General features: G+C 50.6%; 16 protein-coding genes. 9 read left to right on the plus strand and 7 right to left on the minus strand.

Annotation, left to right across the window (positions count from 1 at the left end; all coding sequences use genetic code 11):
• Window positions 1-311 precede the first annotated feature (311 nt).
• Entirely contained in the window at window positions 312-1,277 is a 966-nt protein-coding gene (gene glpX, locus ACEW81_RS06610; protein WP_373532491.1) for a class II fructose-bisphosphatase, read from the plus strand.
• A 141-nt stretch (window positions 1,278-1,418) separates the two neighbouring features.
• Here the strand turns inward: glpX and mutL are convergent, their stop codons facing one another.
• Together mutL and ACEW81_RS06620 are read right to left on the minus strand one after the other, a co-directional pair.
• Complete coding sequence (gene mutL, locus ACEW81_RS06615; protein WP_373532179.1) at window positions 1,419-3,407, minus strand: DNA mismatch repair endonuclease MutL; 1,989 nt, start codon at window positions 3,405-3,407, stop codon at window positions 1,419-1,421.
• 32 nt (window positions 3,408-3,439) lie between these two features.
• Window positions 3,440-4,453, minus strand: a complete 1,014-nt coding sequence (locus tag ACEW81_RS06620; RefSeq protein WP_373532180.1) for a DnaJ C-terminal domain-containing protein — start codon at window positions 4,451-4,453, stop codon at window positions 3,440-3,442.
• A gap of 214 nt (window positions 4,454-4,667) precedes the next feature.
• On the opposite strand from ACEW81_RS06620, the gene ACEW81_RS06625 reads away from it, so the two are divergent.
• On the plus strand, window positions 4,668-5,918 hold the full coding sequence (locus tag ACEW81_RS06625; protein ID WP_373532181.1) for a peptidylprolyl isomerase: 1,251 nt from the start codon (window positions 4,668-4,670) through the stop codon (window positions 5,916-5,918).
• A gap of 10 nt (window positions 5,919-5,928) precedes the next feature.
• On the opposite strand, the gene ACEW81_RS06630 is transcribed toward ACEW81_RS06625, so the two are convergent.
• Complete coding sequence (locus tag ACEW81_RS06630; protein WP_373532182.1) at window positions 5,929-6,387, minus strand: nucleoside deaminase; 459 nt, start codon at window positions 6,385-6,387, stop codon at window positions 5,929-5,931.
• Window positions 6,388-6,494: 107 nt separating this feature from the next.
• Here ACEW81_RS06630 and ACEW81_RS06635 point away from each other — a divergent pair, with 107 nt between their 5' ends.
• Window positions 6,495-6,863, plus strand: coding sequence for a hypothetical protein (locus ACEW81_RS06635; RefSeq protein WP_373532183.1), 369 nt, complete (start codon window positions 6,495-6,497; stop codon window positions 6,861-6,863).
• A 27-nt stretch (window positions 6,864-6,890) separates the two neighbouring features.
• On the opposite strand, the gene ACEW81_RS06640 is transcribed toward ACEW81_RS06635, so the two are convergent.
• Window positions 6,891-7,397: an HNH endonuclease gene (locus ACEW81_RS06640; RefSeq protein ID WP_373532184.1), complete on the minus strand. Its 507-nt coding sequence runs from the start codon at window positions 7,395-7,397 to the stop codon at window positions 6,891-6,893.
• 425 nt (window positions 7,398-7,822) lie between these two features.
• Between ACEW81_RS06640 and ACEW81_RS06645 the strand changes: the two genes are divergently transcribed.
• From ACEW81_RS06645 to ACEW81_RS06655, 3 genes are all read left to right on the plus strand, one after another.
• Window positions 7,823-8,245, plus strand: a complete 423-nt coding sequence (locus ACEW81_RS06645; protein WP_373532185.1) for a cyclic nucleotide-binding domain-containing protein — start codon at window positions 7,823-7,825, stop codon at window positions 8,243-8,245.
• 208 nt (window positions 8,246-8,453) lie between these two features.
• Entirely contained in the window at window positions 8,454-8,894 is a 441-nt protein-coding gene (locus tag ACEW81_RS06650) for a hypothetical protein (RefSeq protein ID WP_373532186.1), read from the plus strand.
• Window positions 8,895-9,123: 229 nt separating this feature from the next.
• Window positions 9,124-10,002: an SseB family protein gene (locus tag ACEW81_RS06655; protein ID WP_373532187.1), complete on the plus strand. Its 879-nt coding sequence runs from the start codon at window positions 9,124-9,126 to the stop codon at window positions 10,000-10,002.
• Window positions 10,003-10,029: 27 nt separating this feature from the next.
• On the opposite strand, the gene dapA is transcribed toward ACEW81_RS06655, so the two are convergent.
• The 3 genes from dapA to ACEW81_RS06670 all read right to left on the minus strand — a co-directional run bounded on the left by dapA (window position 10,030) and on the right by ACEW81_RS06670 (window position 12,755).
• Window positions 10,030-10,932: a 4-hydroxy-tetrahydrodipicolinate synthase gene (gene dapA, locus ACEW81_RS06660; RefSeq protein WP_373532188.1), complete on the minus strand. Its 903-nt coding sequence runs from the start codon at window positions 10,930-10,932 to the stop codon at window positions 10,030-10,032.
• Between the two features lie 70 nt (window positions 10,933-11,002).
• Window positions 11,003-12,106: an aspartate-semialdehyde dehydrogenase gene (locus tag ACEW81_RS06665; protein ID WP_373532189.1), complete on the minus strand. Its 1,104-nt coding sequence runs from the start codon at window positions 12,104-12,106 to the stop codon at window positions 11,003-11,005.
• A gap of 184 nt (window positions 12,107-12,290) precedes the next feature.
• Window positions 12,291-12,755, minus strand: coding sequence for a HEAT repeat domain-containing protein (locus tag ACEW81_RS06670; RefSeq protein WP_373532190.1), 465 nt, complete (start codon window positions 12,753-12,755; stop codon window positions 12,291-12,293).
• A 544-nt stretch (window positions 12,756-13,299) separates the two neighbouring features.
• On the opposite strand from ACEW81_RS06670, the gene holA reads away from it, so the two are divergent.
• The 3 genes from holA (at window position 13,300) to ACEW81_RS06685 (ending at window position 16,061) form a co-directional block, all read left to right on the plus strand.
• On the plus strand, window positions 13,300-14,265 hold the full coding sequence (holA, locus tag ACEW81_RS06675; protein WP_373532191.1) for a DNA polymerase III subunit delta: 966 nt from the start codon (window positions 13,300-13,302) through the stop codon (window positions 14,263-14,265).
• A gap of 6 nt (window positions 14,266-14,271) precedes the next feature.
• Window positions 14,272-15,357: a hypothetical protein gene (locus ACEW81_RS06680; protein WP_373532192.1), complete on the plus strand. Its 1,086-nt coding sequence runs from the start codon at window positions 14,272-14,274 to the stop codon at window positions 15,355-15,357.
• Between the two features lie 236 nt (window positions 15,358-15,593).
• Window positions 15,594-16,061 (plus strand): hypothetical protein, encoded by a 468-nt coding sequence (locus tag ACEW81_RS06685; RefSeq protein WP_373532193.1) that lies wholly within the window; start codon window positions 15,594-15,596, stop codon window positions 16,059-16,061.
• The last annotated feature ends 239 nt before the right edge of the window (window positions 16,062-16,300 follow it).

The following is a 16,300-nucleotide window of genomic DNA, read 5'->3' on the forward strand; positions in this document are numbered from 1 at the left end:
TCTTTTCTCCTCACCCTCCTAATCTTTTCTCCTCACGCTCCTAACTCCGCTCCTCCCTCTTTAAACACCGGTTGTAATGACCGGTGTTTAAATATTGGTTTTATTTTCAGCTGTTTTATTTTTCAACAGGACAAATGAAGATGGTTTTGCTAGGATGCTGGCCAGTTCATTGGATGAACAAGAGGGGGGATAATATTATGATGTTTGAAGAGACAACGGTATTGGAACGGAGTTTAAGGGTGGAATCTGATTTTGACGCGCCACTGAATGCGGGTAACAGCACGTCTGGCGATTTTTTAGGCTCAGAGCGCATGCTGTCTCGTGAAGTGCTGGGCATTGTAGAGGCCGCCGCATTGGCCGCCGGTCGTTTGATGGGTACCGGTAAACGAGACGCTGCCGATGAGGCTGCCGTCACCGCCATGCGGCACTATTTAAGCGAGGTTCCGGTCAATGGCACCATTGTTATTGGGGAAGGGGAACGGGATGAGGCACCCATGCTTTACATTGGGGAAAAAGTAGGCCGCTGCCTACCCGGCTTGCCCGAAGTGGATATTGCTGTCGATCCGCTGGAAGGCACCAATTTGGTGGCGCACGGCTTGCCCGGCGCAGTGGCCACTTTGGCGCTGGCCCCCAAAGGCGGCTTGTTTCACGCACCGGATACCTATATGGAAAAGCTGGTAGTCGGCCCGGACGCTCGGGGAAAAGTGGATATTACCGCCCCGGTTAAATATAACCTGAGCATTTTGGCCATGAGTTTAAACCGGGAAGTGAAAGATTTAACCATTGTTATTCTGGATCGTCCCCGCCACGAGGAATTAATCCGGGATGTTCGAGAGGCGGGAGCCCGTATTAAACTGATTAGCGACGGGGATTTAATGCCCGCTGTTTCCGCAGCCCTGATTGGTAGCGGCATTCACGCCGTCATGGGGGTGGGAGGCGCGCCCGAGGCCGTGCTGACCGCAGCGGCGGTTAAATGTCTGGGCGGGGAAATTCAAGCCCGGTTGTGCTGGCGAAATGATCATGAAAAAAACCGGGCTGCTAAAATGGGCATCGATTTATCGGAGGAGAAAGTCTATTTCACCGAAGATTTGGCCCCGGCCAACGAGCTGGTGTTTGCCGCCTGCGGCATTACCACCGGCGATACCCTGAAAGGGGTTAATTACTTTGGAAACGGGGCCAGAACCCACAGCCTGATTATGGCCTATCAATCCGGGCTGGTTCGATTTGTGGATACCATTCACCTGAACCGGGAAAAAGGCGGGCGAGTCAAACTGTAGGCCCTGCCTGCTACCCAATCCTTCTACGCAAAAGCACTACCAATGGGGGTGGCGCTTTTGCGTATGCAAATCAGCGCCCCTGTAGCCCCATCAAGCCATAGAAACGGGCGGCTTAACGCACAATCATCTTGCCGCCTCAGGCTAAATGGCGTTCACCGGCAAGCTGGGGCGATGGAAAAAATGATTCAGCTCGCTGGTGGAAATGGTGTGAGCAATGGGGCGGCCATGGGGACAAGTCCAGGGCAACTGGCAAGCCAGCCACCGATCAATCACCTGCTCCATTTCAAAGTGGTTAAGGGCATCTCCAGCCCGAACGGCGCTATGGCAGGCCAGGGTGGCAATTAAATGATCCAGATCCAGTTTCATTTCACCGGTTTCTTCCAACTGGGCCAGCAGGTTTTCAAAGAGGCCACCAGCCTGAAACATCCCGTCCCGGCCAGCGTAAACCAGCGGATAGCCGGTTAATTGAACCGACTGGGCCACTTCATCCGGTAGGGAGTACAAAAAGCCCAAGCGGGCAAACTCAGGCTGATACCGCTGCAATAAATCCCGCTGCACCGGACTGATGGCCAAGGGCAAGGCGGTAACCATCTGTTGAATATCGGGCGCTTCGGCGCTCAGGTTCAGGGTCAGCGATTCAAAAAAGTCTCGCTCGCTGGCAATATGTTGATCCACTACCAGCAAGCCCTGCACGGTTTCCAGCAAAATATAGGTGTTAAATAACTGCCCAATCACCTTGAATTTACCGTTGGCAAAAACAGGCTTTTCAGCGGCAGGAAATTCGGTTTGAGGTGAGTCTGGCTGAAGCGGGGAAGAAGCGCCCGGCTGATAAAAGCCCAAGGCGGCTTGCACCGGCTGAGGATCCCCGGCTGGAACCCGACGATAAGCAGGGGGACTGCCTGAACCTGAACCCAGCGTGGGCTTTATCAAATGATGCTGCGGGCTTACCCGCCATTCCTGCTGGCCCATTGAACCTGCCGGAGGGGCTGACGGGAAGGACATCATTGACGCTGAAGGCTGAGAGAATGAGGCGGTATTGAAGGCCTGATTGGAAAACCCGGCTTCCTCCGGGGTGGAAGGAGGGGCATCCAGTCGAATGCCATGGGCGGCGAGTGAATTTCTGAGGCCGCTGCGGACAAAGCCAAAAATGGTGTTGCCAGAGGCGTAACGCACCTCTCGTTTGGTGGGATGCACGTTCACATCCACGTCTTGGGGAGGCATGGACAAAAAGAAAACGCACACCGGATATTTGCCATGCGGCAACAACGATTCATAGGCGGCTTCAATGGCTTTTTGCAAAATGGCGCAACGCACATAGCGCCCGTTTAAATAGGTGATTAACCAGCGTTTACTGCTTTTCATTACCCCCGGCTCAGATACAAAACCGGCCAGCCGCAAGCCAATATCCGGGTCTTCCGCAGTAACCGGCACCCAGGGGATATTTTCCCGCTTCAGGCCCAGCGCTTCTTCCAGCGTGCGTTTTAACTCATTGGTTCCCGAAGTTTTTAACACCTCTTTGTCATTCAGGGTGAGGGAAAAGCGCACTTCCGGGTGAGACAGGGCCAAATATTGCACCGTCTCTTCAATGTGGCCCAATTCGGTTTGGGCCCGTTTCAAAAATTTAAGGCGGGCAGGGGTGTTATAAAAGAGATCCAGCACCTCCATCACCGTGCCGGGGGCGCATCCTGCCTCGGCCAGAACCGGCTCGCCCGAATCATCCAGGGTAACCCGAGTGCCTACCGGCGCATCCGCCGCGCGGGTGAGGCAAGTTAATTTTGAAATGGAGCCGATGCTGGCCAACGCTTCCCCCCGAAAACCCAGCGTGGCAATGCGATCCAGGTCAGCCTCGTGATGGATTTTACTGGTGGCATGATTGTAAAAGGCCATAGCCGCGTTCTGAGGGGTCATGCCGCCCCCGTTATCAGCCACTCGCATATTCCGCCCCGCATTGGAAGCGGAAATATCAATCCGGGTGGCTCCGGCATCCAGCGCATTTTCCACCAGCTCTTTAATCACCGAAGCCGGACGCTCCACCACCTCACCCGCCGCGATACGGTTGATTAAATAAGGCGGCAAAATACGGATGGTTCGTTCTGTTTGAGTGGCTTTAGCGGGTTGAGGCATATTCATATTAAAAGGGCCAGCGGTTCCGTTTCAGACATTTAATGATGGTGTAAGGCTTTCAGCTCTTGATACAGTGTTTTTTCCCGTTCGGTCAGATGGGCCGGAATAACCGCCTTGGGGCGAACCAACAGATCCCCGCTGGATTTTCCATCCTTGGACGGAAGTCCCTGACCTTTTAAACGCATCATGCGACCGGGCTGGGTGCCCGCTGGCAAAGTCATGCTCAATTCGCCGCCTTGCAAGGTGGGTACTTTAATCTCGCCGCCCAGTACCAAATCGGGAATGGGCACCGGGGCCTCATAAATCAGGGTATCTTCTTCCAGCTTGAATTTGGGGTGCTTTCGATAGCGAACCACCAGCAGCAAATCGCCTCGACTGCGCTGCCCGGCATGACCCTCTCCCGCTAATCGGATTTTAGTGCCCGGTTTTACCCCTTTGGGGATATTCACCGTCAGCCGCTTTCGGGTGGAGGTCACCACTTCCTTGCTCACCCCGCTGGCCACTTCTTCCAAATCCAGATAGAAGTCCTGTTCAATATTCAATTGCTCAGGGGCTTGGTGCTGTCCTCGCCCACCGGCCCGATGCCCACGGCCACCGCCGCCTGAAAACATATCTTCAAACCCGGCTGTTCCACCGCCCGGAAATCCTTGAGCGGAAAAGCCGCCGCCGCTACCACCGGCACCCGCTCCAAACAGGATATCAAAAAAGCTGGAAAAGCCTCCCATATCACCCATATTACCGCTTTGCCAGCCATCAAAGCCGGGCGGGGGATTGAAATTTTGACCTTGCCGCCAATTAGAACCCAGACTATCGTATAGCCTGCGCTTTTCAGGATCTTTTAAAGCCTCGTAGGCCTCGTTAATTTCTTTAAAGCGCTCGTCCACGCCCTGATTGACATCCGGGTGGTGTTCCCGGGCCAACTTGCGGTAGGCGGTGCGTATTTCTTTGTCAGTAGCGCTACGGGATACGCCCAAAACACTGTAATAATCTTTGTATTCAACGCCCATAGGACTGACTTTGACCTCTTTTAAACGGACTGGATTGATTGCCATTATAGATCCCTTGCCCTCTCAGCCCAAGTTTATTAAGGATCTATTAACGATTAAACCCCGAATCGGGAAGCCCGACCGTAGCTTCCGCTTTACATAAGGTTTGTCCTCAAGGCACATTCCCGCTACAATCAAAATGAGACGCTCTCTATTTTTCGAGGCGTCATGAAGGTCTTTCATCAAAGGCTGATCGCAACCAGTTATTGGAGAAAAGGCAATGCAACGAGTATTTTCACGGTCTTCACAATCTTTCGCGCTGATGCTGGCTGTATCCCTGACGCTGAGTGGAAGCGGACTGGCCCATGCCGACTTAATGCGCAAAATGAATCCGCTGAACTGGATGCCCGGAAATGCCGCAGAAAGTCAGCCAGAAGCCAATGCCGATAAAAAAGCCTTGCAACGGGCCAACGAGGCCAACGCCCAAGCCGATCAAGCTTTAAAAGTAGCGCAAGAAGCTTTATTCAAAGCCGAACAGGCTAAAAAACAAGCAGAAGCTTTAAAACTACAAGCGCAAAACGCCAAAAACACCAAGCTTACGGTGAAAGATCCTGAGGAAGACACCAAAGCCCCAAGCCCAGTCAAAAAAGAGGCTCAGGCTTTTTCTCAAAACCAAAATCCTCAAAATGATGAAAAAAAGAGCTGGTACAGCCTCAATCCTTTTAAAAAGAACGAAAAAGCTCTGACCGAACAGCAGGCCAGAGCCAATAAGCCTGCGCAAGCGACCCTTCCAGAAAAAAACACGGAAAAAGCCAGTCGCAATGATGTTCCCGTGGCTCTTTTAGAAAACGACGGCGCAGAAAATATCGCAAAAAATACAAAAGAGCCGTCCAGCGATGCCAGCACACCCTGGAATCCCATGACCTGGTTCTCAAAGCCGGCCAGTGAATCCACCACGGCCAATGCTCCAGCGGAAACAGCGCCTATCCAGCCCCAAAACGCCAATGCCGTTGCAGCAGAAGTAAACCTTAAAACCAAAGCCGCCATTATGGAAACCGAAAAAGGCAGCATTACCTTTGAGCTTTACCCCGATGAAGCGCCCGCCACGGTGGCTAACTTTGCCAAACTGATTGATGAAGGGTTTTACAACCGCTTTAACATGAAGTTCCACCGGGTGGTGCCTGGTTTTGTCATACAAACCGGCGATCCGACCGGCACAGGGGCAGGCGGCTCCAAAGAGCGCATTCCGCTAGAGGCCAAAAACAAACTCTCTCATAACACCAAAGGCATTGTGGCCATGGCCAGAGGGGCAGACCCCAACAGCGCCACCAGCCAGTTTTATATTACGCTAACCCCGCAAACCAGTCTGGATGGCAAATATGCCGTATTTGGCAAAGTCATTGCCGGACTTGACGTGCTGGAAAAAATTGAAAAAGGCGACATGCTATACGGCATTCGACTGATCGATAGGGATAGCGTGGTTCGAGATCCAGCGCCGGAGAAAAAGAATTTTTTTTCCAGCCTGCTTTAAGCCGCCTGCCTTAACCTGAGTTGCGCTTTTTCTGAAAAAAACCTTTGAGCAAAGCGGAACAAGGCGCTTCCAGAATGCCGCCAATGACCGTAGTTTCAGACGTGTGCGGCAGTAAATTCAGCCGGGAGCCGCAAGCACCCATCAGGGGATCATAGGCCCCAAATATCACTTGCCCCACTCTGGCTTGCTGAATGGCAGAAGCACACATGGGACAGGGTTCTAAAGTGACATACAAGGTTGTTTGTTGAAGCCGCCATGCGCCCAACGTAAGGGCGGCTTCCCGTAACACCAGTATTTCCGCATGTCCCACCGGGTCACAATCCAGTTCCCGTCGGTTGTAGCCTTCGGCAATCAGGGTGCCTTGGTGTAACAGCAAAGCACCCACCGGCACATCCACCGGCAAGGCCCGCTGAGCGACTTCTAAAGCGCAATTCATCCAGCGCTCATGACTGGAAAGAGACTCATACATACAGATGATTTTACGCTGATTTGACTGGGCTTGCTTGTAAAATTGATTAAACTGATTATTATCGGACTATTCAGGGTTAATCAGCGAATCAGTGAGGTGTGGACGGAATGCGGACTAATCACGAGCAAAATCGTTTCCAATTTGCGGGTGGACTTCCAAAATCATCACTTTTAAATGGCAAAAAAGCCATGCCTCAAGCAGTGAAAGAGGCCGCTCAACCTCAACAGCCGCTTTATTACGCCGCCATTACTCTGGGACAACCGCAACCCGCCGCCACAAACACAGCGTCAGAAGCGCCCAAGGGGCTGCTGGCAAAACTATGGTACCTGATTAGTGAAGAGAGCAGCCCAGAGCGGCCCATTGGCATCAGCCAGCTGACGGGGACACCACTGAAAACACGCCAGTCCGTTGCCAAGCCTTCTTACTTTCGAAACGGGCAAACCGTTCAGGACTATCGATTCAAGCAGCTCACCTGAAACGCTAAAGCAAGGCGAGTCAGAGAGTTAATCGTACTCGTACAGGTATTTACGCCATTGCTCGTAATCCCGGCGGCTGACGTTGCCGTTTTGTTTGGACAGTTCAAAATGAATAAAATTAAAGGGGCGGCAAGGCTTGCTGGCCAGCACGTATCCGGCTTCCTTCAGGGTGCGACTGCCTTTGCTGACATTGCAACGCAAACAGGCCACCGTCACATTGTCCCAAGTGTCTTTTCCCCCTCGAGAACGAGGGATGACGTGATCAATGGTTAAATCGCTTTTTTTGCCGCAATACTGACAGGTGTAATGATCCCGGTGCATGATATTGCGGCGGGTTAAAGGAATATCCTTATGAGGAATTTTTATATAGTAGAGCAGCCGAATCACCAGAGGCAATGGAATGCCATTGCCCACCATCTTGCCGTTCCGTTCCACGGCCTCTGCCTTGCCTTTCAGCAACAGAATAATGGCCCTTCTCCAGCTACAAATATGAAGTGGCTCGTAGGATGAGTTCAAAAGCAAGACTTTGCTCACTTAATCAATTCCCTCAGCTCTCACTCTTACTATAAATAATCTTAAGCTTCATTAACAGAAATGTCTATATTTTTGAGCTTCAAAAAATAAAGAATAGTTACAACGCTTTACTTTCAAGCCCTTATTTCAATATAAAAACCCTCTAAAATTTAAAAGCAAAAACCTAGCTATCATTAATGCAGGGCTTAACCTAGCTGTCAATTACCCACCTTTCCCTTGTTCTCAACACGCTGAACCCGGTGCTTTGAAAGTAAACAGTCGCCCTGCCCCATCGTTTCTGGAAATCCGTTAAATTCGGGATTTCAAAAAAATTAAAACCCAGCCTTCAGAAATGACCGTATAACACCGACAAGATATTTTAGACGGTTTATTCAGGCTACTTATTTATAATGAATAAGTGACATTAACCCTGAGTGGGGAAAAGCATGATGGATAAAGTCATTCAACATTTTGGCAAAGGAGAAACCATTTTTCCCGAAGGGACCAAAGGGGACCGGATTTATCGCATTATTTCCGGGGAAGTGCTGATTTGTAAAAAAGGGGTGCAGGGCAAAACCATTCCCATTACCAAGCTGGGGGAAGGCGAAATTTTTGGTGAAATGTATTTATTTGACGGCAGTGGAAGCCGATCCGCGTCCGTGGTGGCCGCCTCTGACTTAAAAGTAGAGGTGTATTTTGAGGATGAAATTCAGGCAGAGCTAATAAACGCACCGCCCGAAGTTCAACAAATGCTCACCTCATTCACCAATCGCCTTAAAAATACCACCGGTAATTTCGCCAGCCTGTTTAAAGAAAAAATGATTGTAGAACTGCCCGATGGCACCATGAAAGTGGTAGACGGCCAATAAACCCATTTTTTTGGACCTTAATGCCAAATACGGAGGCCTCTCTCAAGAAGCCTTTTTATCAAAATGGCTTTAAATCAGGCTCAGCCGTTTGCTTTTTGTCAATCACTCCACCGGGTTATGCCGAAGATACCTCCCTAGCGTGATGCTGCGGGTTGAGCTTGATTGATATTATGCAACTCAAGTAACGGATGTGTTGGAGATGAAAACCATGATGACTTCCAAACGATTGCTGAGTACCTTGATGGTGGCTACGTTCTTGTTGACAGGAACATCATTGCTGCCAACCGCAGACGCTAAACACTACCGTAACCATGGCCGGTATAACGACGCTCGCAGGCCCGGCGGCGTGGATTATAAAACCGGCAAAATTATTAAAGGCGGCCTCATTGGCGCGGGCGTAGGCGCTGGTGCCGGACTGCTTCTGGATCGCCCGGTGGGTAGAACCGCCGTAGTAGGAGCAGGCGTAGGCGCAGGCACACAAGCCGTTCGTCATAGCAGCACCTTACGCCGTCACCCCATCGTTAAAACAGGCGCTTACGGTGCCTTGGCCGGAACAGGTGTTTCAGCCGTAACCGGCAAAAAACTTGCCCCCGGCGCCCTGTGGGGCGGTGCTATTGGTACCGGTGTAGGCGCCCTGAATCATTTTTAAATTTAAACCCAGTTTTTAAACCAGTTTTCATGAACCAGTAAGTACTAACTTTCGCAATACACAATAATTACCCCGCAAGTCCTAACTTGTGGGGTTTACTTTTGCTTGGGGAATACTAATGCCATAAACGCTTCAACCCGAACCGTCTATTCTGGTTTTAAAAACAATTAAAGAATCCCGCCGACTCGTCGACAAATCTATCAATGACCTCAGACGTGGACGGCCCTGTATGCTCAATCAGCCGGATTTCTCCTTTCCCCATCAACCTCGTCGATTAGAAAATATCCCCGGATTCCCCACCCCAAACGCCCCCCCGCACCTCCTGGAAGACAGCCGACTGGAAGGGCTGGTTCAACAAATTGAGCATTTGCCCAAAAATGCCTGTTATCCGCTACAAGCCAACTTTTACGGGCAATTAATGAACTGCGATTTACTATTACCCGTACCCCAGGACGCCAACCTGCAAGCGGGGCTTCCCCTACTGGCCCTGGAAAATCATGCGGGTGAAAAGGGAATGCCCTTGTTCACCAACGAACAAAACCTGTGCGTATGGATGAATGAACCCGTGGACTACCTGATTTTACCCTTCACCACCCTATGCGGCTTTGCGCTGGAAGCCAAGCTGGACTATATCATCCTCAATATTTCCGGCCCCTGTGGTTGTGAAATTTCCTTCCACGACTTCAGCTTTATGGCAGAAGGCATGATACCGCCTCCCAGCCCGCAGCAAATTTCCAGAGACACCGACCCCAGACCGGGCGAAATCACCATTGCCAAGCAAACCCCTATGCGGCTGGGGCTTTGTCCTGATTTTCCCAAGCCGTTGTTCAACCGGCTCCAGCTGGTCTTTCGCCATCACGAGTATTTAATTCAGCATGTCTACCTGTTTAACGTCGCTTTCCATCAGGGTCCGCTGCAACCGGCCCTGGGTGTTCGCATGCCTGAGGGACTGGAAGAGGAATGGGAAAACCAATTGTGGCCCAATCTTCAGGCTGTGCTGCACGAAATGCTGGAAAAGCACGACATCGTAAACGTGTTTCTCCTCAATCAGGCTGGCAGTATGGAAAACCATTTAAAAACACTGACCAAACCCGTGTATCAAAGCTAGCCCTCTCCGTAGCCTTTTAAAAGGCGATTATGAGGGCACCAAAGCCTTGTATTCGGCCAGCAATTTTTCAATGCGGGCCATTTCCAGCGCGTCCGGGGGAACCATGGGCGAACGCATCACGGATTCCATCATGCCCAAGCGGGCCAGACAGGTTTTAATGACCGTGGGGTTAGGCAAAAAGAAAATTTCACGGCCCAGATTTAACTGCTTTAAGTGAAGGCCCAGCGCACGATCCCGATCGTTGGCTTTAACCGCCTGAATCATCTCCCGTAGCAGGTTGCCGGTTAAGTGAGCCAGCACGCTAAAGGTGCCATAGGCCCCACAAGCCATCATCGGCACCGTCAAGGTATCATCGCCGCACCAGGTTCGCCAGGTGTCGGCAGGCAACTTCATGGTAATTTCGCTGACCTGATCCATATCCGGGTGACTTTGCTTAACCCCCATAATATTGGGGCATTGCTGGTGCAGGGCAGCCATGGTATCCGGGCTCATTAACACAATGGAACGGCTGGGGATGTTGTAAACCACCACTTCGGTATCCACCGCCTGAGCCACCCGCCGAAAATGGGTGATCATGCCCGCCTGAGAAGGCTTGTTGTAATAAGGAACCACCACCAACAGGGCATCTACCCCAAGCGCCGCCGTTTTACGGGCCTCTTCCACACTTCTGGCCGTATCGTTAGATCCAACACCGGCCACAATCTGGACATTTTTGCCCCGCACCGCGTTTTTAACCACCTTGATCAGCTCAATTTTTTCATCAAACCTCAAGGCGGGGGCTTCTCCGGTAGTGCCGTTCACCAAAATGCCATCGCACCCGTTATCCGCCAGATAAACGGCCAGTTGCTCAGCCTTTTCAAAGTCAATGGATTCATCCCGTTTAAAGGGAGTGACCATGGCGGGAATTAATTCGGCCTTTAAATGGGGCATCGCTCTAACCTTTTTATTTTGACGCTACAGGTGGCTCCATCCGGGACAGAGGCTCACCAAATGGAATAAATCAGGCGTTGATGGGCTGTTTGGGCTTCAACCAGTTGTGCTTCACCAGGACTTCCGCCAGACGAACCGCGTTTAAAGCCGCTCCAATTCTGAGGTTATCGGCCACAATCCACAGGTTCAGCCCATGCTCCGGGTTAGACGTATCCCGACGGATTCGGCCCACATAAACCGGATCTTTACCGGTCACTTCCACCGGGGTAGGAAAGTCCTGAGGCTTACGGGCCACCACCACATCGGGGGTTTGCTCCAGCACAAACATGGCCGCTTCCGGGGATACCGGCTTTTTAAATTCCAGAGTCACCGACTCGCTATGCCCAACCATCACCGGCACCCGAATGGCAGTGCAGGTTATTTTCAAATCGGGCTGATGCAAAATTTTGCGGCTTTCGTGAATGACCTTGGTTTCTTCCTTGGTGTAACCGTCCTCCGGGCCGCCTTCCACAAATTGATCAATTTGGGCAACCAAGTTAAAGGCAATGGGGCGGGCGAATACTTTGAACTCAGCCGGTACGGCCTCACTGCGGGCGCCAACTTCGGGCTCTCCCATCATTTTAAATACGCTGCGGGTGGTATCAATCAACTCATCCATACCTTCTTTACCAGCGCCACTGACCGATTGATAGGTACTGACAATAGCCCGCTCCAGCCCAAAGGCATCGTTTAAAGCTTTAAACACCGGCATTAACTGCGAGGTGGAGCAATTAGGATTGGCGATAATGCCTTGATGATGCTCCAGATCGGCGTCATTAACGCCCGCTACCACCAAAGGCACCCCTTCGGTCATGCGGAAGCAACTGGTATTATCAATGACCACGCAACCCCGTTTCACCGCCTCAGGAACCAACGCTTCACTCACGGAGCCACCAGCGGAAGCCAGCACGATATCCACGCCTTCAAAGGCCTCTGGGGTGGCTTCCTCTACCCGGATTTCCTCGCCCATAAAATTAATGAGAGAGCCTGCCGTTCGTTGACTGGCCAAAGGCTTTAGCTGCTTCACCGGGAATTGGCGCTCTTCCAGAATTTGCATGAGCTGGGTTCCCACCAAGCCGGTGGCTCCCAAAATAGCGACGATATATCCTGATGAGGGTTGCGCCGGGGAAGTCATGGAAATCTCCTGTGTGGTACACACGGTATGTTGAAATAAGACCGCCTCATTATAAACGAAAGCCCAAGGGTTTGGCAGACGTGGACCGGATCAGAGAAGAGCCGCTTCCCAAAAATGGCCCCTTTTAGAAAAAAGGAGCCATTTTGGTTAGAAGATTGTGAGGATCAGAGAGCTGAAAACTGGTTTAACCCGCTACTTTTGCGAATTGAAGCACTTTGCGGCTCATTTCCTGATGATTCGCTTCCAGTTCACGGGTGTCTACCACCGGAACCTGCATGCCTAACTCACTTAAAATAAATTCGGCAATCCAGCGAAACTTGGGGCGGCTGGCGTTGCGGATATAGAATTCTTGCAAGCTGGCCACGGCGGGTTGGCCAATGCGTACCAATACCATGGCGCAGGTAGAACGTACCCGGCTATGGCTGGACTTTAAGCCTTTAATCAAAAAAGGAACGGCAGGCTTGCCAATGCGGGTCAACAGATTTTCCGCTTTATTGGCGGTGGATTTGTCGGCGCCTTCCAGAGACTCGATCAAGAACTCAATAAGTTCTTCAAGAGAGACAGCCTGATTTTCACGGCTGAAGCTAAAATCTTTGTTCCAGATTAGGTGGAACTTGATTGTTTCAAGATTGATAGGTGACGTTGTCATCGGTTCTTAACTCTCCACGTCCATCGCGTTTCGGATTAACAGATTTATAACCGATTTTCAGAGGGGGGGCAATTTCATCGCGGGTCAGTTTACTACCCTTTTAGACGCCAAAAAAATATTTTCTTTACCTGAACGGGGGATAGCCCATCCGTCCAAACTGTGACAAGAACCAGAAAAGTGCCAACCTGTTTTACTTTGCGTCCTTCATCCTGATTTTAAGCATTGTAAAACTGAATGGGTTCTTTACCTCAGCCAGTATAAAAAACTGACAATTCCTTAACGGGATTTTTAGAGCTTCTTTACATGTTCTTTATCTAAAAGCCCGTCCAAATTGCCTATCCATCAAGGGATACCTCAGCCAGAACCCGGCAAACCTTACCCGGTCACCCACCCACGGGCTGTTTTTAAAACCCCTGGAATGACCAAAGAGCCAGAAAATCTATTTGAAAGCCAGTCTCAACAGGGCTAAGATGAGGGAAAGCAAATTAACGGGCTTCAAATTCACTTTTTGGAATCAACTGTATCAAGACGTTTGGACAGTGCTATGACAATTTCTCTTTATTATGGCGATGAGGAATACCTGCTGCGGCAAGAGGTCAATCGCTTGCGAGAAGCAGTGATTAACCCTCAAATGGGTAGTTTAGGGCATAAGCGACTGGAAACGCCTTCCATTGGAGAGGTTTTAGAGGCCATTGGCTCTATTTGCTTTAATATGGGCGGCAAAACGCTGATTGAAATTCAGGACTTCCCTTTTTTAAGCAAAGCGGCCTCCGGGGCGGATGAAAAACAGCTGGCCGAGCTGATGGCCTTGCTGGAAAATCACGATGAACACAAGCATATTCTGTTTGTCAGCACCAAAATTAACCGCAGCATTAAATTTCCCAAGTGGCTAACCGCCCACAAGCAACTGGGGCTGGATTTAAAAGAATGCAAAACGCTGGCCTTTTACCAGGCCGATGAGGCCACCCAACGGGTGATTATGGAGGCCAAGCGGCGAGGCATTCAAATTGAGCCCAAAGCGGCCGCCTTGTTGGTAGAGCATCAGGGGGTGAGCTTGTTGCCACTGATGACTGAGGTGGAAAAGCTTTCCGTGTATGCGGCCAACCGCACCATTACCGCCCAAGACGTGGCCATCCTGTCCAACCATAACGAAAACACCTTTCACATGCTGGCCGATTGGCTGCAAGGCCGCAACCGGGCCGAAGTTTTCCATACCCTGGATGAACTGTTGCTTCGCCAACACCCGGTTCAACTCTTTGGGCTGGCCCAAAGCTGGCTGGGCAATATTTTTCAGCTGCGCTACTGGCAGCAAAAAGGCATTAGCGAGGCCCAAATGGCGGAAATGACCAAAAAACACCCTTTTAAAATCAAGAAAGACTTACAGGAATTTGGCAAGGTTCCCTTTGCCCGCCTGGAAAAACTGCGTGGCCAACTGCTCACGCTGGAGTACCAGTCTAAAACCGGGGAGCTTAACGCCAAAATTGCCCTGGAAATGCTGATGGGAAGTTAAGCATCTATGAGCGCCGCCCCACCCACACCCATGAACACCCACACCCCCTTACCGCTGGCTGAAACCTTTTTTGCCGGGGCCATCCATAGTGGCTCTTTGGCGCATGGGTATGTGCTGAAGGGCAAAAATACAGAGGCCCTTTACAATCTGGCCTTGCAAATCGCCAAAGTGCTGAACTGCACACAGCGCCCCTCCGCCACGCTGGCAGGGGGACAGCAGCCACTTTTAACGGACATGGCCTGCGGACAGTGCAAAGATTGCCGCTGGGTGGCCCAAAATGCTCATCCCGCCGTGCTAACTATTTCCCGCCTGACCTATCAGGTGAACGAAAAAGGCGAATTAATGTCACCCGATGAGCTGGAAAAACAGGGCAAAAAAGCCAGCGCTCCCACCCAAATCAAGACCGATCAGGTGGGACGACTGATTCAGCAACTGGGCATTTCCTCGCAATCCAGCCGGGTGGTTATTTTTACAGATGTAGAAGAGTTGCCAGCCACCATCCCCTCTAACGTGCCCCCACCTTTTGAATGGCAATGCATTGAGGCCAATGAAGCCAAAAGTTTTCATGTACGCCCACTGGATCGCTCCATTTTTAACGCCTTCTCGGTCAACAAGTTTTTAAAAACGCTAGAAGAGCCGCCTCAGCGCACAGTGTTCTTCTTTATTACCGAAACCGAAGAGCAATTGCTGGAAACCATCGTTTCCCGCTGCCAAGTGGTTCCCTGTCTGGCCCAAAACGGAGGAGGCCCAAAAACCCTATGGCCTCAAAGCCATCAGGATTTTCTGGATTCGTTATTTCGCAAAGCCGCTGAAGGCAGTGATGTATACGGCTTTGGACTGGCCTTTGAACGGTTTTTCATTGAAGAGCAAGGTTTAAGCAACGTGCAGGCTTTAAATATTCTGCAATTGGGATTTAGGCAATGGCTAGAGGAACAACCGCTGGATGAACAGCGCTTTGTGACCTATCGCAACCTGCAGCAGGAACTGGATCAGGCCATTCGCAAACTGGAAGCCAAAACCAACGAGAGCCAAACCCTGTTAAACCTCTTTATCAAAATCAGTCAAGCTTTAAGAAGCTTTCAGGCGGCTTAACCTGTAAATCCCCTCTGTGGCGAAAACCGACCGCTTATTTTTAAAAATCATTTACAAAGCTGGCACAAAAAAACAATCAATTACGTTTATGCCAGTGTAAGAGACATCGGCTGGGTTCATTAACAACAACACAAGCAGGCTGGGGACATAGGGACGGGGAACACAACAATACGACAACCGGGATGGGTGACTGAATACATCGAGTGATAGGGAATTAGGAAATAGGAGTGTATGGAATGGAACAACGTCAGCAAAAACCGGCATTAACTTTAAAGTACGCCAAGCGCCGTTTTGATGGTGGTAACGAAGCAGAATTGATTCGGGCCATTGAAGTATCTCAAATGAACAAATTGTACAACCACGCCCAAATGGGTACAGAACCGGCTCACAATACCTTTTCAGCGCCGCTGAACCTAAGCCCCAATCCGGGCGTACAGGCCCAAAAGCCTCAAGTATCCAAACGCACTCGTCAATCCCGGATGGTAGAAGCCGCCATCACAGGCCCTTTGCAACTGTGCATCGGTGTGGTGGGAATGCTCACCGCAACGCTGGCCATCATCACCTTCCGCAGAGCCGATAATCAGCCCATGCTGGATCAAAGCTGGATCGTGTTTCGTGATTGCCGCAAAACCTTGATTAAAGGAATCAAAGATTGCCTGACCACCCCAATTCGAGTGGTGAAGGCCAGCTTGCAGACCGTTTAGTTTTATAACTTTCCTAACACTCCAACAGCCTCAACCGCCCGTCTTAGTGATCTAAGACGGGCGGTTGAACGTTTTGAGCGATGAGATCATTCAAGTTCATTCCATTTTTGCCGACATGTTTTTCAGGTGGGTAAAATCCATCCACCCGCAATCGAAAAATCTAACTAATCAGTTTTATTTAAATTCAAATCAACCAAATCACTCTAAAGGGTGATAAAAACAAAAACCATAAAATATAT

It is taken from the genome of Vampirovibrio sp. (assembly GCF_041737375.1).
Taxonomy (GTDB): Bacteria; Cyanobacteriota; Vampirovibrionia; order Vampirovibrionales; family Vampirovibrionaceae; genus Vampirovibrio.